This is a genomic window from Segatella copri (assembly GCF_949820605.1).
Lineage (GTDB): Bacteria > Bacteroidota > Bacteroidia > Bacteroidales > Bacteroidaceae > Prevotella.
Genome location: NZ_CATKVU010000006.1, coordinates 477,789 through 495,411 on the forward strand (window position 1 = coordinate 477,789; position 17,623 = coordinate 495,411).

The following is a 17,623-nucleotide window of genomic DNA, read 5'->3' on the forward strand; positions in this document are numbered from 1 at the left end:
TTGTTTTACCCCTCTTCTTGTTCTAATAAAAAAGAAAAAAGCTTTGAAAACAATCTCGTTTTCAAAGCTTTTTCCTTATTTATGCCTCTTTCTTCTTCGTCTTAGGAAGAACGAGGTTGAGAACAACGCCGATGACGGCGGAAAGACCGATGCCGGAAATGGCGAAGGAACCGGATGAGAGAACGGCGCCACCCAAGCCCATCGTCAGCATCACAGAGATGATGATAACATTGCGGGTTTCATTCATGTCTACCTTGTTCTGCATCAGATTCTGAACGCCCACACTTGCGATGGTTCCAAAAAGCAGCAGCATGATGCCACCTAAAACCGCCTGAGGAATACTCTGCAACAAAGCACTCAACTTGCCCACGATGGAGAAACAGATGGCGGTGGCTGCGGATATGCGAATCACGGCAGGACTCGTTACCTTGGTGATAGACATCGCACCTGTTACCTCTGAATAAGTGGTCTCAGGAGGTCCGCCCAGAAAGGCTGAACAGAGACATGCCAGTCCATCGCCCAACATCGTGCGATGCAATCCCGGATCTGCCACGAAATCCTTCTTGGCTACGGCACTCACCACATATACATCGCCGATATGCTCCAGCACCGGAGCTATTGCCACGGGCAACATATAGAGGAATGGAGCCCAGGAGAAATGGGTGATGGTATCGAAGGATACAGGACATGAGAACCATGATGCCGCTGCCACGCCCGAGAAATCTACCTCGCCCATGCAGATGGCGATGACATAGCCCACGATAACTCCCGAAATGATAGGAACCAGCTTCATCAAGCCCTTGCAGAAGTTAAGCACCAGGATAGCGGTGATGAGCGATGCAAAGGAGAGAATCCAGTTGGTCTTTGCCATATCCACAGCGCTGCCCGAAAGGGAGAGACCGATGAGGATGATGGCGGGACCGATGACTACCGGAGGAAAAATCCTGTCCAGCAGTTTCTTGCCCTGCCATTTCACTAGGGCGCTCATGACGAAATACACCAGAGAAACGCTGGTTAGTCCGGCGATTGTTCCCGGCAGTCCCCATTGCTTGGTTGCAGCGATGATAGGGGCGATAAAGGCGAAGGAACTGCCCAGAAAAATAGGCACCTTACCCTTGGTGATGAAGTGAAAAAGAAAGGTTCCTACACCAGCGGTGAAGAGAGCCGTTGCCGGATCGATGCCTATCAGAAGAGGCACCAGAACCGTTGCACCGAAAGCCACAAACAGAAACTGTACTCCCACAAGGGTTTTCTTGGTCATAGAAAGTTGTTCTGTATCCATAGTCGATATTCTTTATTAGCCTTTCAGACTCTCCTGATACCAGTCGAAGAGTTTCTTCACACCATCTTCAATCTCTACCTTATGCGTCCATCCGAGGCTATGGAGCTTATCTACAGAGATGAGCTTGCGCATGGTTCCATCTGGCTTGCTGGCGTCAAACTCTACTTCGCCTTCGAAACCTACTGCCTTTACTACAAGTTCAGAAAGTTCACGGATGGTGAGCTCCTTGCCGGTACCCACGTTGATGTGGCAGTTGCGAATCTCACCGAGAGAAGGGATAGCGCCACCACGGCCCTCAGAGTTGTTTCTATCCACAGCACCATCTACCTTGGCACCATAGAATACAGAACTGTACTTCTCGATACCGATGATGTCCTTGAAATCTACATTCAGGAGCACGTGAACGCTGGCATCTGCCATATCCTCGCTCCAGAGGAATTCACGCAATGGTTTGCCTGTTCCCCAAAGCACTACCTTGTTGTCGTAGATGCCATAGAACTCCAGCGCCTTCAGAATGCGCTCGTGAGAGTTGCTGCCGTCTACGTTATCCTCGCCGATGATTTCGCGGAGCTTATCAGTAGGGTTGATAGGGCGCTTGTTCATATCCACCTCGATACTGTGCCAGTCGCCATCGTGGATGAGTTTGGCAAGATAAATCTTGCGCATCATCGCAGGCATTACGTGGCTGTTCTCCAGATGGAAGTTATCGTTTGGACCATAAAGGTTGGTTGGCATCACAGCGATATAGTTGGTACCATACTGAAGGTTGTAGCTCTCGCACATCTTCAGTCCGGCAATCTTGGCGATGGCATATTCCTCGTTGGTATATTCCAGCGGAGAGGTAAGGAGTACATCTTCACTCATAGGCTGCGGTGCATTCTTAGGATAGATGCAGGTAGAGCCCAGGAAGAGGAGTTTCTTCACGCCATGAGAATAAGCGTTGCTGATTACGTTACATTGCATCTTCATGTTCTGCATGATGAAGTCTGCACGATACAATGAATTCGCCATGATACCGCCCACGAAGGCAGCAGCCAATACTACTGCATCAGGCTTTTCCTCGTCAAAGAACTTCTCTACTGCATACTGGTCGGTCAAGTCGAGTTCTTTGTGAGAACGACCTACCAGGTTGTTATAACCTCTCTTCTTAAGGTTATTCCAGATAGCAGAACCCACGAGTCCGTGGTGTCCTGCAATATAAATCTTTGAATTCTTATCCAACATAATTACTTGACAATTCCCTTTTCCAAATATTCTGCAAGATTGCAGCGAACCTTCTGACCGGCATCCTCGGCAGCTACCTTCGCCATATCGCTCTCTACCATGATCTTTACGAGATCCTCGAAAGAGGTGGTGTTAGGATTCCAGTTGAGCTTAGCCTTTGCCTTTGTTGGGTCACCCCAGAGGTTCACCACGTCGGTAGGACGGTAGAAATCAGGAGAAACCTCAACGAGTGTCTTGCCGATGAGTTCCTCAGGACCCTCAACGCAGATACCCTTCTCGTTCTCGTCCTTGCCTTCCCATTTCAGTTCGATTCCTACATAGTGGAACGCCAGCTGGGCGAACTCACGGACAGAGTGTTGCTTACCTGTTGCAATCACAAAGTCCTCTGGCTTCTCTGCCTGGAGAATCAGCCACATACACTCTACATAATCCTTGGCATAACCCCAGTCGCGGAGCGAATCCAGGTTACCGAGATAGAGCTTGTCTTGCTTGCCCTGCTTGATGCGGGCTGCAGCCAAAGTAATCTTGCGGGTTACGAAAGTCTCACCACGGCGCTCACTTTCATGATTGAAGAGGATACCCGAGCAGCAGAACATATCATAAGCCTCACGATACTCCTTGACAATCCAGAAACCATACTGCTTGGCAACAGCGTATGGAGAATAAGGGTGGAATGGAGTGTTCTCGTTCTGCGGAACCTCTTCTACCTTACCGTAGAGCTCAGATGTTGAAGCCTGATACATACGGCAGGTCTTCTCCAGACCGCATTGGCGGATAGCCTCCAGGATACGGAGCACACCGGTAGCATCTACATCTGCTGTAAACTCAGGGGAGTCGAAGCTCACCTGTACGTGGCTCTGTGCTGCCAGATTATATACCTCAGTAGGTTTCACCTTGTTCATTACCTGGATGATACTCATAGAGTCACCGAGGTCAGCATAGTGAAGATGGAAATTAGGTGTACCTTCCAAATGGGCAATTCTTTCGCGGTAGTCGGTAGATGATCGGCGGATAGTTCCGTGAACATCATACCCTTTTTCCAACAATAATTCAGCCAAGTATGAACCATCCTGGCCTGTAATACCTGTAATTAAAGCTACTTTTCTATTCATGTCATTATATGTTTTTAATGATGTCTTTTTATTGAATAAGTCAGAATATCTGTGGGTGAACCGGATTAAGCCTTAGCAATCAGGTTTTCAAAGTCATCACAGAATTCAGTCATCTGGTGATAGAGTAGATTGCAACCCTTATTGGATAATTCTTCATCTGGTAGCGGACCGCTGTTAATTGCTACCGTAAAAATGTTGGCTGCCACGCCGGCACGGACGCCCAAAGGAGCATTCTCTACCACGATGCCTTCCCAGGGTTTCAGGTTTCCTGCCTTCTGCAATCCCATGAGATATGGGTCAGGATTTGGTTTGCCGCGCTTTACATCATAGGCGGTTACGATATGTGCTTCATCCAAAAAATCGCCGAAGTCGTTGAGCAGTCGCATGATGAGCGGGCGCTGTCCGCTTCCTGTTACCACTCCTACCTGCATGCCGGCATCTTTAATCTTCTGCATGATTTCCTTTACGCCAGGAAATATTCCGGCAGTAGGCATCGAGTGGAATATTTCGGTCTTCACATCATACATCTTCTGTGCTTCGTCCAGCGTGATGTCGATGCCCTTCTGCTTCTTCACCATCATCTGGATGGTGTCAATGCCTCGGGCTCCTTCGGTGGCATAAGCATCGGCTGCTGTCATGTGGATATCAAACTGTTTCATCGATTCCTGCCATGCCACAGCATGATTTGGCATACTGTTGTACAGCACGCCGTCCATATCAAAAAGCACGGCTTTAGGGTTGAATTCCCCAAAGCCGTGTTCTTTCATATATTTAAAAATAATTTCCTTCATCAATTATTCATTCTTCAAGCGCTCCTGGATAGCTTTGCTCTCTGCCTCATAACCTGGCTTGTTGAGCAATGCGAACATATTCTTCTTGTATGCCTCAACACCAGGCTGGTTGAATGGGTTTACCTCTTCCAAGAGACCGCTGATACCGCAAGCCTTCTCGAAGAAGTAGATCAGCTGACCGAGGTAGTAAGCGTTCAACTCTGGTACGTTAACCAGGATGTTAGGAACACCACCGTCAACGTGAGCCAGACGTGTACCGAGCTCTGCCATCTTGTTCACCTCGTCAACACGCTTGCCCTCGAGGAAGTTCAAACCGTCGAGGTTCTCATCATCGTGAGGGAAGAGTAACTTCTCGTTAGGAGTCTCTACGCTGATAACAGTCTCGAAGATAGAGCGCTCGCCCTGCTGAATCCACTGGCCCATAGAGTGAAGGTCGGTAGTGAAGTCGCAAGCTGCTGGGAAGATACCCTTCTGGTCCTTACCCTCGCTCTCACCATAGAGCTGCTTCCACCACTCAGCGAAGTAGTGAAGTTTAGGCTGGAAGTTGCATACAATCTCAATCTTCTTGCCAGCCTGAGTATAGAGAGCCTGACGTGTAGCTGCATAGATAGCAGCAGGATTCTCCTCGAAAGCTACGTCCTTGCCGCAAGCCTTCTCCATGTCAGCCGCACCAGCAACGAGCTGCTTTACATCGAAACCAGCTACTGCGATAGGCAACAAACCTACTGGGGTCAAAACAGAGAAACGGCCACCTACATTGTCAGGGATGATGAAGCTCTTGTAGCCCTCCTTGTCAGCACAAGTACGTGCAGCACCCTTCTTGGCGTCGGTTACAGCTACGATAACATCCTTAGCCTCTTCCTTACCGCGCTGATCCTCGCATTGCTTCTTCAAAAGACGGAAAGCGAGAGCAGTCTCAGTAGTGGTACCAGACTTAGAGATGTTGATGACACCAAACTTCTTGTCCTTCAAGAAAGAAGTCAGCTCGAAGAGGTAGTCCTCACCGATATTGTTACCTGCGAAGAGGATAGTAGGGTTCTTCTTGTCGTTTACGAGCCAAGCGAAAGAGTTGCCGAGGCCTTCGATAACGGCGCGTGCACCGAGGTAGCTACCACCGATACCTGCTACAACAACCACCTCACACTTTTCGCGCAAAGTATTGGCAACAGCCTGAATCTCATTGAGGAACTCAGGAGTGATAGAAGATGGCAAATGCAACCATCCCAAGAAATCGTTACCTTCACAAGTGCCGTTCTCAAGAGCTTCCTGAGCGGCCTTAACCTTAGGCTCGTAAGCCTTTACTGCACCTTCTGCAAGGAATGATGCAGCCTTTGTAATGTTTAAGCTGATACTTTTCATTTTTTCTTTTAATTTCTAAATGAATGTGTTAATGTTACTACTTGAAGACAAACTCTTCTGCCGAAACCGAAGGATAGGATGTGCCTATCTGAACGAGTCGGTCAAGAGTTTGATTTCGATTTGCGGACTGATGCGCTCGTACAATATATTATATACAGCATCGAGAATCGGCATGTTGACGTGCATGTGGCGATTGATTTCCTTCATACACTTGGTGCCGAAATATCCTTCTGCAATCATCTCCATCTCTATCTGCGCACTCTTCACGCTGTAGCCCTTGCCTATCATGGTTCCGAAGGTGCGGTTGCGGGAAAAGTTGCTGTAACCTGTTACGAGCAAGTCGCCCAGATAAACTGAGTCGTACATGCTTCGGTCGATAGGGTGGACGGCTGTCAGGAAGCGGTGCATCTCCTGAACGGCATTTGACATGAGTACCGCCTGGAAGTTGTCACCATACTTCAGTCCGCCACAGATACCTGCTGCGATGGCGTATACGTTCTTCAGAACCGAAGAGTATTCGATACCGATGACATCGCTCGAAGTCTTGGTCTTGATGAATTCACTCGCCAGACAATCGTTGGCGAAGGCACGCGCCTTTTCGGTATCGCTACAGCCCACGGTGAGATAGCTCAGTCGCTCCAGTGCCACCTCCTCGGCATGAGAAGGACCTCCGATGCAGGCGAGGTTCTCGTAAGGCACATCGTAAACCTGATGGAAATACTCTGAGCAAACGAGGTTTTCATCAGGCACAATACCTTTGATGGCTGTGATGATGAACTTGTCGCTGAGTCGCGTCTTGAGCTTTTTGAGATGATTCTTCAGATAAGGCGACGGGGTGACGAACACGAGTGTATCGTAGTTCTGCACTATCTTGTTGATGTCGGAAGAGAAGAAAATCTCATCTACATTGAATCGTGCCGACATCAGATAGGCAGGGTTGTGCCCCATGCGCTTGAAGTCCTCGATGCGGTCATCGCGACGCATATACCAGCCTATGTGATGAGTATGACCCACCACAATCTTGGCTATTGCCGTAGCCCAGCTACCGCCGCCAATTATCGCTATTTTACCGCAATTATACATGTTAATGTTGAATGTTGAATGTTGAATGTTGAGTTGGCATACGCCTTGCATGCTGGATGTTGTGAGACTTAATGGCTGTCTGGTTGTAATTTCTTAGTAACAGAAGCAAGAAGACTTACCATTTCATTGGCATCCTTATATATAGGTATAGCTTTTCGTCTAAGTATTTAGTTCGATACAAAAGCTCTATCCAATATAATGTCTCTTTACTTTCTTTGAGAGAAATGTAAACCTTTGCAGCAAAGTCTGCTTTGCTGATTGCTGACTGAGCTTCGGAAAGATTAGCTCCGATACTAGTACCAGAACGAAGGAGTTGTTTGCTTAAAACAAACTCCTTCTTCTCGTTACATAACCATTTGTATAGATTAACGATGCGTACAGCAAAATCCATACTCTTGGTCATAAGTAAATCTTTTGCGCTGCTCATAATTCAACATTCAACAATCAACATTCAACATTACTACGATCAATCCAGCCCTGGATGTCGTCAACAGAAGGCTTCTCGTAGCCGAGCTTGTACTTCTTGTTGATTTCGCCGATTTTCTGCTGGAGACCCTGAGCCTTTTCTTCACGGATATCAGAGATGAGGTTGAAGCCTGCCTTGCGGAGCACGTATGCCCAATCCTCTGGCACGCCAATCTCTGCCCATTCCTTGATGGTGCTCTGTGGCATCTTCTTCTCTGGCTTCATCTGTGGGAAGAACAGTACCTCCTGAATGAAGGTCTTGCCGGTCATCAACATGACCAAGCGGTCGATACCGATACCGATACCTGATGTTGGAGGCATACCATACTGGAGGGCACGGAGGAAGTCCTGGTCAATGATCATTGCCTCGTCATCACCCTTGTCAGCAAGCTTCATCTGGTCGATGAAACGCTCTTCCTGGTCAATTGGGTCGTTGAGCTCAGAGTATGCATTGGCAAGCTCCTTACCGTTTACCATCAACTCGAAACGCTCGGTCAAGCCTGGCTTAGAACGGTGCATCTTGGTCAATGGAGACATCTCTACAGGATAGTCGGTGATGAAGGTTGGCTGGAGGAAAGTGCCCTCGCAGAACTCACCGAAGAGCTCATCAATCAACTTACCCTTACCCATGGTCTCATCTACGTCCATGCCCTTCTCCTTGCAGAATGCGCGGATCTCTTCCTCTGTCTTGCCGTTGCAGTCGAAACCGGTCTTTTCCTTGATGGCATCGAGGATAGGCAGACGGCGATATGGAGCCTTGAAACTGATGATGTTGCCATCAATCTCGCGCTCTGGCTTACCGTTTACGGCGATACAGATCGTTTCGAGCAACTTCTCTGTGAAAGCCATCATCCAGTTGTAGTCCTTGTACTGAACATAAAGCTCCATACAGGTAAACTCAGGGTTGTGGTTGCGGTCCATACCCTCGTTGCGGAAGTTCTTGCCGATTTCATAAACACCCTCGAAACCACCTACGATGAGGCGCTTCAGGTAGAGCTCGGTAGCGATACGCATGTACATATCCTGATCGAGCGCATTGAAGTGGGTGATGAATGGGCGGGCAGAAGCACCACCGGCAATGCTCTGCAGGGTAGGAGTCTCTACCTCAGTATAACCTGCGTTGTCGAGTACGCTGCGGAGTGTGCGGAGTACGGTAGCACGCTGCATGAAAGTATCCTTTACGCCATCATTAACGATGAGGTCAACGTAGCGCTGGCGGTAACGCAACTCCGGATCATCGAACTTGTCGTAAGCCACGCCATCCTTATACTTCACGATAGGGAGTGGCTTCAAGCTCTTAGAGAGCAGGCACAGTTCCTTGGCGTGAACAGAAATCTCGCCAGTCTGTGTGCGGAATACGAAACCCTTTACACCGATGAAGTCACCGATATCGAGAAGTTTCTTGAATACAGTATTATAAAGGTCCTTGTTCTCGTCTGGACAAATCTCGTCGCGGGCGATATAAACCTGGATTCTTCCCTTTGAGTCCTGCAACTCAGCGAAGCTAGCTTTACCCATTACGCGGCGACCCATCATACGTCCGGCGATAACTACCTGGCGTGGCTCGTCCTCGTCCTTGAATTCAGCTTTGATATCTGTGCTGAATGCATTGGTTGGAAACTCTGCTGCTGGGTATGGGTCGATACCCATCTCGCGCAATGTCTGAAGACTCTGTCTGCGAACGATTTCCTGTTCGCTTAGCTCTAAAATGTTCATATTCTATTCAGATATATCTTTTATTTTCTTATTTTTGGTGCAAAAATACAAAATAAATCTGAACTATATGCCGTTTTTTATGTTTTTTATTATTAAAGAAAGGAAAAGGTATGTAAAGTTTGCCCTTTATCAAATAAAAAGTGCGATAAATTTTGTTTTCTCTAAAGAAAGTCTTACCTTTGCGTTGAGTTTATCAGAAACATACTTTGGAGCGATGAGAAAACGAATAGCTCTGAATCAATAACAAAATACGAAAAAATAGGAGATAATAAGATGAACATAGATGAATTAGTAAAAAGAATCAGCAAGACTGATGGATTATCCAAGACCCTCGGAATGCATTTCATTTCTACCCCTGAGCCTGATACGCTTCAGGCAACGATGAAGGTAGATGAGCGTAATCGCCAACCTTTCGGCTTCTTGAGTGGAGGTGCTTCTTTGGCTCTTGCCGAGAATGTGGCGGGTATCGGTTCCCTGGCGCTCTGTCCGGGACAGATTGCCGTGGGCATCAACGTGAGCGGTACTCATGTTCAGGCGGTCAGCGAGGGCGATACGGTTACTGCCTTTGCCAAGATTGTGCACAAGGGCAGAACCTTGCATACCTGGCAGGTGGATATCAAGAATACGGCTGGTGAGGTAATCTGTACCGTACAGGTAACCAACTATGTGTTCACTCCAAAGAAAGATAATCAGAAAAAGGGGGCAGAAACAAAGGTATGATAGCTTTTGCGTATTATCGTCTGCCTTATCTGCACCATGCTACCTATGTGGCTCAGCATGTGGGAGAACCTGAGGTTCTCTCTTCTGTGGCAGAACTGAATGGCAAGGAAGGTTTCGTGATAGCTCCTTTCGCGCCATCCAGCGAATGTCCCGTGGTGCTGATGCATCCGGATGAAAGCAAACTTCTCTCTGCCGAGGGGGCTGAAAATGCATCGCGATGCGGCACTTCCTACGTCGTGACGCAGCAGGATTTACGTCGTGACGTAGCAGAATCTACGTCGGGACGTAATTTTGAAGCCTATGCAAGGGAGTTTGAATGCTTTCACCGGCAGCTCTCTGAAGGTAAATTCAGCAAGATTGTTCTGGCAAGAAAACTGCGTATTCAGAGCAATCGGCAGCCTTTAGGATCTGTCCAGACTTCAGCAGTGCAAGATGCCGGCAAGCCTTCAGATGTGCAGAATACAGCCAATGCTTCAGTTGTGCAGGATTCAGACTCTTTAAAGGCTCTGTTTCTGAAGACCTGCCGGATGTATCCCCGTCTTTTTGTAGCCTTGATTTATACACCCCAGTCGGGTTTATGGCTGATGGCTACACCTGAAATTCTGCTCAAAGGTGAACAGAATCAGATGGCAACCATGTCGCTGGCAGGCACCCAAAAGGCTGAACCTTCCAAGACCGAAGCCGATTATCCGGTAGAAGGGATAGAATGGTCGGAGAAGAACAGAGAGGAACAGCAGTATGTAACCGATTATATCGAGGATTGCATCAAGGTCTTTTCGGATGATTATCAGAAGAAGGGACCTTATACCACGATGGCTGCCAATCTCTATCATCTCCGTACCGACATCGCTTTCCGTCTGCATGATACGGGGCGTCTGGGCGATGTGCTCGATGCCTTATATCCTACGCCTGCCGTCTGCGGAATACCGAAGGATGAAGCTCGCCGGTTTATCCTGCAGCATGAACATCAGTCGCGCAAATACTACAGTGGTTTTGTGGGACCGATTTCGCCGAAAGGTAAGACGCATCTCTATGTTTCCCTGCGCTGCATGAATATCCTGGATGATGGTTCCTGCGAACTCTATGCCGGAGGCGGATTGCTGAAGGAGAGCGAGATGGAGAAGGAGTGGAAGGAAACTGAAGCTAAGATGCAGACCATTCTGTCGGTTCTGTAAAGGTCTTGCAGAGAAAATGATAGGGATTCATTCTGATTTTATAATGCTAAAAGACAAAGGGTCTTCAAGAATCTGAAAACATAAAAATAACCTAAAAAATAAGGTGAAATGTATAGCAATAAAGAAAACGTCAATATTTTGACAAGTTTACTGGTAGCGCATGGTGTTCGCCATGCTGTAGTGTGTCCGGGCAGCAGAAATGCAGCCATAGTTCACAATCTCAACGAGTGTGAAGACATCACTTGCTATCCTGTAACCGACGAACGTAGTGCCGGCTTCCAAGCTCTTGGACTTTCTATGGCTGAAGGTTATCAGCCTGTCGTAGTGTGTGTGACTTCGGGTTCTGCATTGCTCAATCTTTATCCGGCAGTAGCTGAGGCTTATTATCAGCAAATCCCGCTCATAGTGATTTCTGCCGACAGACCGGCACAGTGGATCAACCAGCTGGATGGTCAGACGCTTCCTCAGCCTGATGCTTTGGGGCAGATGGTAAGAAAATCGGTATCTCTGCCAGAAGTGTTCGAAGGTGAGCAGCAGGAAGAGATGCATTGGTATTGCAACCGGCTGGTCAACGAAGCGCTGTTGAAAAGCATGGGGCGGGTAAAGGGACCTGTACACATCAATGTACCTATCTCTGAGCCTTTCTATTCGTTTACGAAAGAAACTTTGCCCGTAGAGCGCAAGATAGAGGTTGCTTACTGCAGGGCAAATATTGACACATTTGATGGGACCCCTTTTGAATGTGTGTTAGAAGCCAAACGGCCATTGTTGGTAATAGGACAGTTGGACAATACCGAAAAATATGTAGACTTGTTGGCTTATATTGACCGAATGCCTATATTATGGGAATCTCTGGCAATGCCACCTTATTTATATAAGGTTCAGGAAGAACTGGGAGAAGATTGGAATAAAACCACCCTGTATGGCGCTTTCGAGAATTTGCTGGATGAAATAAAGGACGATGAAAGATTCCGTCCTGACCTGGTGGTTTATATAGGTGGACATATTGTAAGCAAGAAACTGAAATCTTATCTGCGTTCGCTTAAAGGAGTTGAGCAGATAAGAATTTCGCAAGAGGCTGATATCGAAGATACGTTCATGCATCTTACTAAAGTGATGGATTTGCCAAACAGTGATGCCATGTCATGGTTGGATAATTTTGGCTGGCACAACCACTGGGAGGATTATCGCAAATTGTGGATGGACGCGTTGGCTAAAAGCTATGAACGCAAAGAGAACTTCAAGCCTGAGTTCAGCAGTCTGGCTACCGTAAAGGAATTCTTCAGCCAGCTTCAGAAGGTTGAGCCTCAGGATTTCAAAGCGTTCACCTTAGGCGGTAAAGATGCTCAGGACGATGGTATCTATGACCGCGAATTCGATACATTCCTTCCTGGTCTGATGAGCAGCGTCATCTCCGGTAACAGTTCTGCCATCCGGTTGATGAATCTGTATGCCGACCGCCATGTTTACTGCAATCGTGGTGTGAACGGCATAGAAGGTTCTCTTTCTACGGCTGTAGGTTTCTCGATGTGCAAGAACAAGTCTGATAAGCATGTATACTGCGTTCTCGGCGACCTGAGTTTCTTCTATGACCAGAATGCGCTCTGGAGTAGAAATCTGAACGGCAAGCTCCGTATCATCGTGCTCAATAATGGTGGCGGTGCCATCTTTGGCAAGTTCCAGGGATTAAAGGAGAGTCAGGCTCGTGAAGAAATAATAATGGCAAAGCATCATGCAACGGCTGAAGGAATCTGTAGTCAGAATGAGGTAAAATATCTCGCAGCTCATACGATGGAAGAGATGGAACAGGGCATCAGCCAATTGATTCATGCCGAGAGCGAGCGCCCGATGCTCCTGGAGATTTTCACCGATATGGATGTAGATAACGAGATGCTGGAAGCCGTTCAGAAGTGCTGATAGATGACTTATAAGGAACTATAACTGATAGTTCTGACAAAAGAATAAGATAGTAAGTAATCATAAAGTTCAAAGTTCAAAGTTCAAAATTCAAAGTTCAAAGTAATAAAATGAGAGAATGGAAAAAAATAGAAGGTTTTGATTTCAAGGAAATCATCTTCGAGGAGTATAATCATATCGCTAAGATTACCATCAACCGTGAGCGCTACCGTAATGCCTTCACGCCGTTGACCACTTGGGAGATGGCACAGGCATTCAACTATTGCCGCGACTGTCTGGATATCCGTGTGGTCATCCTGACGGGTGCTGGCGATAAGGCGTTCTGTGCAGGAGGTGACATGCATGTAAAGGGCCGAGGCGGTTATGTGGGTAACGATGGTGTGCCTCGCCTGAATGTGCTTGATGTACAGATGCAGATTCGCCGTTTGCCAAAGCCGGTTATCGCTATGGTGAATGGTTATGCCATCGGTGGCGGTCATGTGCTTCATGTGATGTGCGACCTGACCATCGCTTCAGAGAATGCCATCTTCGGACAGACTGGTCCTAAGGTAGGAAGCTTCGATGCCGGTTTCGGTTCTTCTTATCTGGCAAGAATGGTGGGTCAGAAGAAGGCTCGCGAAATCTGGTTCCTCTGCAAGCAGTATTCTGCCAAGGAGGCTGAAGAGATGGGAATGGTGAACAAGGTGGTGCCTCTCGAAAAGTTGGAAGATACCTGTGTAGAGTGGGCTGAAATCATGATGGAACGTTCGCCTCTGGCACTCCGTATGATCAAGGCTGGCTTGAATGCCGAACTGGATGGTCAGGCTGGTATTCAGGAGTTGGCTGGCGATGCCACGATGCTCTATTATACGATGGATGAGGCTCAGGAGGGCGGCAAGGCATTCCTTGAGAAGCGCAAGCCTCGCTTCGAGGATTATCCTCAGTTCCCATAATTTCATCAGCAATAAACAATAAAAAACCTCGGAAGAAAAGCAATCTGCCAATCTTCCGAGGTTTCTTGTTTTTATTCGTGAGTAGCGAATCTCTGCTCTGCCAGTTTCTCGTATTTGGTGCCTGGCTTGCCATAGTTGGCATACGGCCAGATGCTGATGCCGCCACGAGGAGTAAAGATGCCTGTTACCTCTATATATTTAGGGTCCATCAGTTTGATGAGATCCTTCATGATGATGTTTACGCAGTCTTCATGGAAATCGCCATGGTTGCGGAAACTGAAGAGATAAAGTTTCAGACTCTTGCTCTCTACCATCTTTACGTCAGGAATATAGCTGATGCGAATCTCTGCGAAATCTGGCTGTCCCGTAATAGGGCAGAGCGATGTAAACTCAGGGCAGTTGAAACGTACCCAGTAATCGTTGCCAGGATGCTTGTTCACGAAAGTTTCGAGCACCTCTGGCGCATAATCCATTCTATATGTAGTCTTGGCACCTAATGCCTGAAGACCGTCTTCTTTTCTATCCACGCTTGGTAATGTTTTAATGTTTGATATTTACTGATGTCTTTTAGCCGAGGCTGAAGATCTTGAATACATTGTAGGAGATGTTATTGTCGTATGCATCTTCACCTTCATGCTTCTTTACGTATTTCACTACACGGATGGTCAGAGGCAATACCACAATCTCGTAGGCTGTCTTCAGTATCACCTGCCAGAGCATGAGCCAAGGCAATTCTGATGTAGGCACCACACCGCCCAGGGCAAGTGGGAAGAAGATAAGACTGTCGCAACTCTCACCTGCAATGGTACTGAGGATGGCACGGGCAGAGAAATGCTTGCCACCATCGCGGATTTTCATCACGCTCATTACATAAGCATTAGCAAACGAACCGATGATGAAGGCTACGAAAGAGGCTGCTGCAATGCGGGGTGCCAGACCGAAGATGGCATGAAAACCGGCATCATTGGTCCAATAAGGCGCTGCAGGAATTACATCGCAGATAGCACCCAGTGCCACGAAGAAGAAGTTCATCGCAAAGCCGGTCCAGATCAACAGACGCGCTTTCTGATAGCCCCATACTTCACATACCACATCGTTGATGATGTAACTTACAGGGAATACGATGAGTCCACCGGTAAGGGAAACTGGCCCGAAGGCGATTTGCTTTGTTTCGAGTACGTTTGCTGCAATCAGGCAAACGCAGAAGAGGATGCTGAAAAGCATAAACAGCACGCTCACTTGAGTTTTTTTCTTGTCCATTTTCTTGTTTTTTACGAGGTTTACCAAGCACTCGGGTTATTGAATATGATGATTCTTTTCAGAAATCGGCTGCAAAATTACAACATTTCTTCTTAATAGCCAAATATTTGGGCAAAAAAAATGGCTCCAAATACTAATCACTAGCACTTGGAGCCCTTATCTAACTAAAAACCTAAAACTTTTTTCTAAAAACTAAACCTAACAATCTTAACCTATGAGAAACTAACCTTTTCAGATTATATTGTGATAGCGAAATAACACTCTTGTTATCCGCTGTCATCTGTCAACAAGCAACAGATATACCAAAAAGTAGTTTCATGACAAGATGTCAGAGAAAATTTACTTTTCCATAAACTTCTTTGCAGCTCTTAACTGATGTCTCATCACACTCAGGAATTCCTGACTCTCCTGCAGTACGTTGAGATAAACCAGAGAAATCTGCATCAGCGTATTGTCAGTCATGTGCTGGATGCGGTCGATATGCTTCTTGCGGAGAACTGAAAGCTCGTCTTTGCAGGCATCTGCCTCGGCAAGTATCTCGCGATAGCTGTCATATCTGCCAGTTTCAATCAGTTCGCAGCTCATGCGCATCAGGTCGTTGATCTTCTGGCGTACAGGAGCAAACTCCTTGATGTATTCAGCAGGAAGCGGATTGAAGTTGTTGTCAACATGTTCCTTGATTGGGTCGAGCATACGGCGCAGAGAGTAGATAAACTGCTGGTTGCTGTTGGCACCCAGATGGAACCAGGTGTTGCGCTCGATGGCAATCTCGATAGGCGATTTCTTCAAACCGAGCATCTCCTGACGGCGGAACTTCTTCAGCATATCCTGTTCCTTCTTCAGATCCTTGTTGGCATGACGAAGGTTGCGGGTATTCTCGTTGGCAAGACCATCCATAATCTGGTTGAACTCGTTCAGGGCGAAGTGGCAGACGTAAGACTGGGTGCGTGAAACCTGACGGCGAAGCAAATCCCATACAATCTCTGGGTCGCGAGAACGCATCATCAGTTGGAAGGTAGTACTCTTGCTCTCTTCCTTAGCCTTCTTGTTATACTGGATGTTGCTGCGGATGAGCAGGTAGATAACCAAGCCCATGAAGCAAGCCTGGATGCCCACACCACCGAAGTGCATGATGATACAAACAATGGCACAGGCTGCGAAAGCTACACCGGCTGTGATGAACCAACCACCGATTACACTTAATACACCTGTTACACGGAATACGGCACTCTCGCGGCTCCATGCTCTATCAGCAAGTGAAGAACCCATAGCTACCATGAAGGTAACGTAGGTGGTAGAGAGAGGCAACTTCAGGTTGGTACCGATGGTGATCAGCATAGAAGCAAGTACCAGGTTTACGGCTGCACGAACCACGTCGAAAGCAGCACTCTCCTCGAGTTCAACATCATTCTTGTCGAAACGGCTGTTGATCCAGTTCATCAGTGCCTTTGGCATAAACTGCTTCAACCATGAATCTGTAGCCTGGCAGTTGCGTACAATCACGCGGGCTGCAGAAGAACTGCCGAACATCTCATCGCCTTCGTCCTGACGGCTCAGGTCAACAGAAGTCTTGATTACGTTCTGTGCTTTCTTGGATGTCGCCATGGCGATAATCATTATGGCACCGGCAGCAAGCAGGAAGCCTGGAGTAGTCTTGGCACTCTCCATCAATGAAGTCATCATAAACTGGTCTGGCGCTGCACCGTTGGCATTTGCCATATAGTCCTGATAAGAAGAGAGACCAGCCAGAGGCACACCGATGAAGTTTACCAGGTCGTTACCAGCGAAAGCCATAGCCAGGGCGAAAGTACCCATCAGCACTGTAAACTTGAAGATGTTGACACGGCAGAGGTGCAGGAATTCCATTACAACAGCAGATACCACGAAGGTGATGCAGATGAGGAAACCGAGATTCTGGTCGATGTAATCGCGCACCTCAGCAGGCAGGTAAGGACTCTTGCCCAAACCCTTCATGAAGATGAAGTAAGAGAGGGCTGTAAAGGCGATACCGCCGAAGATAGCGATGCTGTAGCGGCTGTGCTTGCGGTAGTTAAAGGTGAAAATGATACGGGAAAGCCACATCACAAAGGCACCAAACACGAAGGCAATGATGACAGATGAGAAGATACCCATGATTACCTCCAACGCCTTGTTGCTATTGAGCAATACGCCATAGTTGAGGCTGTCGTCGCCATACATCTTCAATGTAGCGAGGATGAAAGCACCACCCAGCAACTCGAATACCAGAGAGACGGTAGTAGAGGTTGGCATACCTAAGGTGTTGAACACATCCAGGATGATGACATCAGTCACCATGACCGCCAGGAAGAGCGTCATTACCTCTTCGAATGTAAAGTGTTCAGGACTTATGAGACCATGGCGGGCGATATCCATCATTCCCGATGACATGATGGCTCCGAGAACCACACCGCAGGATGCGATAATCAGCACCGTGCGAAACTTAGCCACCTTAGCTCCGATGGCAGATTGCAGGAAGTTGACAGCATCGTTGCTGACTCCTACGAAGAGATCGAACACTGCTAGACAGAGCAGGAAGATCACAATACATAAATAAATTGTACCCATT

15 protein-coding genes are annotated in these 17,623 nt (G+C 47.5%); 4 read left to right on the forward strand and 11 right to left on the reverse strand.

Going from position 1 to position 17,623, the window contains the following annotated elements; all coding sequences use genetic code 11:
- Positions 1 to 79 precede the first annotated feature (79 nt).
- The 8 genes from RCO84_RS03000 to lysS all read right to left on the reverse strand — a co-directional run bounded on the left by RCO84_RS03000 (position 80) and on the right by lysS (position 9,032).
- Complete coding sequence (locus RCO84_RS03000; protein WP_287587038.1) at positions 80 to 1,282, reverse strand: uracil-xanthine permease family protein; 1,203 nt, start codon at positions 1,280 to 1,282, stop codon at positions 80 to 82.
- Between the two features lie 15 nt (positions 1,283 to 1,297).
- The gene (locus RCO84_RS03005) at positions 1,298 to 2,506 is read right to left on the reverse strand and encodes a GDP-L-fucose synthase family protein (protein ID WP_317583840.1); all 1,209 of its coding nucleotides are present in this window, start codon (positions 2,504 to 2,506) and stop codon (positions 1,298 to 1,300) included.
- Between the two features lie 2 nt (positions 2,507 to 2,508).
- Complete coding sequence (gene gmd, locus RCO84_RS03010) at positions 2,509 to 3,618, reverse strand: GDP-mannose 4,6-dehydratase (protein WP_022121697.1); 1,110 nt, start codon at positions 3,616 to 3,618, stop codon at positions 2,509 to 2,511.
- Between the two features lie 65 nt (positions 3,619 to 3,683).
- Positions 3,684 to 4,409, reverse strand: a complete 726-nt coding sequence (locus RCO84_RS03015; protein ID WP_317583841.1) for an HAD family hydrolase — start codon at positions 4,407 to 4,409, stop codon at positions 3,684 to 3,686.
- A gap of 3 nt (positions 4,410 to 4,412) precedes the next feature.
- Positions 4,413 to 5,768, reverse strand: a complete 1,356-nt coding sequence (locus RCO84_RS03020) for a glucose-6-phosphate isomerase (RefSeq protein WP_006847211.1) — start codon at positions 5,766 to 5,768, stop codon at positions 4,413 to 4,415.
- An 84-nt stretch (positions 5,769 to 5,852) separates the two neighbouring features.
- A complete protein-coding gene (locus tag RCO84_RS03025; RefSeq protein WP_022121699.1) occupies positions 5,853 to 6,851 on the reverse strand; it encodes an NAD(P)H-dependent glycerol-3-phosphate dehydrogenase in 999 nt (332 codons plus the stop codon).
- Between the two features lie 115 nt (positions 6,852 to 6,966).
- On the reverse strand, positions 6,967 to 7,278 hold the full coding sequence (locus RCO84_RS03030) for a four helix bundle protein (protein WP_317573523.1): 312 nt from the start codon (positions 7,276 to 7,278) through the stop codon (positions 6,967 to 6,969).
- Positions 7,279 to 7,295: 17 nt separating this feature from the next.
- Positions 7,296 to 9,032, reverse strand: a complete 1,737-nt coding sequence (lysS, locus tag RCO84_RS03035) for a lysine--tRNA ligase (RefSeq protein ID WP_144151993.1) — start codon at positions 9,030 to 9,032, stop codon at positions 7,296 to 7,298.
- Between the two features lie 273 nt (positions 9,033 to 9,305).
- Between lysS and RCO84_RS03040 the strand changes: the two genes are divergently transcribed.
- From RCO84_RS03040 to menB, 4 genes are all read left to right on the forward strand, one after another.
- Complete coding sequence (locus RCO84_RS03040) at positions 9,306 to 9,752, forward strand: PaaI family thioesterase (protein ID WP_118255541.1); 447 nt, start codon at positions 9,306 to 9,308, stop codon at positions 9,750 to 9,752.
- Positions 9,749 to 10,927 carry a chorismate-binding protein gene (locus tag RCO84_RS03045; protein WP_317583844.1) on the forward strand — a complete coding sequence of 393 codons (1,179 nt, stop codon included), beginning with the start codon at positions 9,749 to 9,751 and terminating at the stop codon, positions 10,925 to 10,927. The genes RCO84_RS03040 and RCO84_RS03045 overlap by 4 nt, the downstream gene beginning before the upstream one ends.
- 108 nt (positions 10,928 to 11,035) lie before the next feature.
- Entirely contained in the window at positions 11,036 to 12,844 is a 1,809-nt protein-coding gene (gene menD, locus RCO84_RS03050; RefSeq protein ID WP_317583845.1) for a 2-succinyl-5-enolpyruvyl-6-hydroxy-3-cyclohexene-1-carboxylic-acid synthase, read from the forward strand.
- Between the two features lie 110 nt (positions 12,845 to 12,954).
- Positions 12,955 to 13,776: a 1,4-dihydroxy-2-naphthoyl-CoA synthase gene (menB, locus tag RCO84_RS03055; RefSeq protein ID WP_022121706.1), complete on the forward strand. Its 822-nt coding sequence runs from the start codon at positions 12,955 to 12,957 to the stop codon at positions 13,774 to 13,776.
- Positions 13,777 to 13,847: 71 nt separating this feature from the next.
- Here menB and queF read toward each other — a convergent pair whose 3' ends face one another.
- From queF to RCO84_RS03070, 3 genes are all read right to left on the reverse strand, one after another.
- Positions 13,848 to 14,303: a preQ(1) synthase gene (gene queF / locus RCO84_RS03060; protein ID WP_006847219.1), complete on the reverse strand. Its 456-nt coding sequence runs from the start codon at positions 14,301 to 14,303 to the stop codon at positions 13,848 to 13,850.
- 40 nt (positions 14,304 to 14,343) lie between these two features.
- On the reverse strand, positions 14,344 to 15,036 hold the full coding sequence (locus RCO84_RS03065) for a queuosine precursor transporter (protein WP_264900711.1): 693 nt from the start codon (positions 15,034 to 15,036) through the stop codon (positions 14,344 to 14,346).
- Positions 15,037 to 15,375: 339 nt separating this feature from the next.
- Positions 15,376 to 17,622: an inorganic phosphate transporter gene (locus RCO84_RS03070; RefSeq protein ID WP_144152008.1), complete on the reverse strand. Its 2,247-nt coding sequence runs from the start codon at positions 17,620 to 17,622 to the stop codon at positions 15,376 to 15,378.
- Between the last annotated feature and the right edge of the window lies 1 nt (position 17,623).

Excerpts from the sequence above, each read along its gene's own strand:
- RCO84_RS03030 (WP_317573523.1), bottom strand. The coding sequence starts at position 7,278 with ATGAGCAGCGCAAAAGATTTACTTATGACCAAGAGTATGGATTTTGCT.
- gmd (WP_022121697.1), bottom strand. The coding sequence starts at position 3,618 with ATGAATAGAAAAGTAGCTTTAATTACAGGTATTACAGGCCAGGATGGT.
- menB (WP_022121706.1), top strand. The coding sequence starts at position 12,955 with ATGAGAGAATGGAAAAAAATAGAAGGTTTTGATTTCAAGGAAATCATC.
- RCO84_RS03045 (WP_317583844.1), top strand. The coding sequence starts at position 9,749 with ATGATAGCTTTTGCGTATTATCGTCTGCCTTATCTGCACCATGCTACC.
- RCO84_RS03000 (WP_287587038.1), bottom strand. The coding sequence starts at position 1,282 with ATGGATACAGAACAACTTTCTATGACCAAGAAAACCCTTGTGGGAGTA.
- RCO84_RS03020 (WP_006847211.1), bottom strand. The coding sequence starts at position 5,768 with ATGAAAAGTATCAGCTTAAACATTACAAAGGCTGCATCATTCCTTGCA.
- RCO84_RS03070 (WP_144152008.1), bottom strand. The coding sequence starts at position 17,622 with ATGGGTACAATTTATTTATGTATTGTGATCTTCCTGCTCTGTCTAGCA.
- RCO84_RS03015 (WP_317583841.1), bottom strand. The coding sequence starts at position 4,409 with ATGAAGGAAATTATTTTTAAATATATGAAAGAACACGGCTTTGGGGAA.
- RCO84_RS03005 (WP_317583840.1), bottom strand. The coding sequence starts at position 2,506 with ATGTTGGATAAGAATTCAAAGATTTATATTGCAGGACACCACGGACTC.
- lysS (WP_144151993.1), bottom strand. The coding sequence starts at position 9,032 with ATGAACATTTTAGAGCTAAGCGAACAGGAAATCGTTCGCAGACAGAGT.
- RCO84_RS03040 (WP_118255541.1), top strand. The coding sequence starts at position 9,306 with ATGAACATAGATGAATTAGTAAAAAGAATCAGCAAGACTGATGGATTA.
- menD (WP_317583845.1), top strand. The coding sequence starts at position 11,036 with ATGTATAGCAATAAAGAAAACGTCAATATTTTGACAAGTTTACTGGTA.
- RCO84_RS03025 (WP_022121699.1), bottom strand. The coding sequence starts at position 6,851 with ATGTATAATTGCGGTAAAATAGCGATAATTGGCGGCGGTAGCTGGGCT.
- RCO84_RS03065 (WP_264900711.1), bottom strand. The coding sequence starts at position 15,036 with ATGGACAAGAAAAAAACTCAAGTGAGCGTGCTGTTTATGCTTTTCAGC.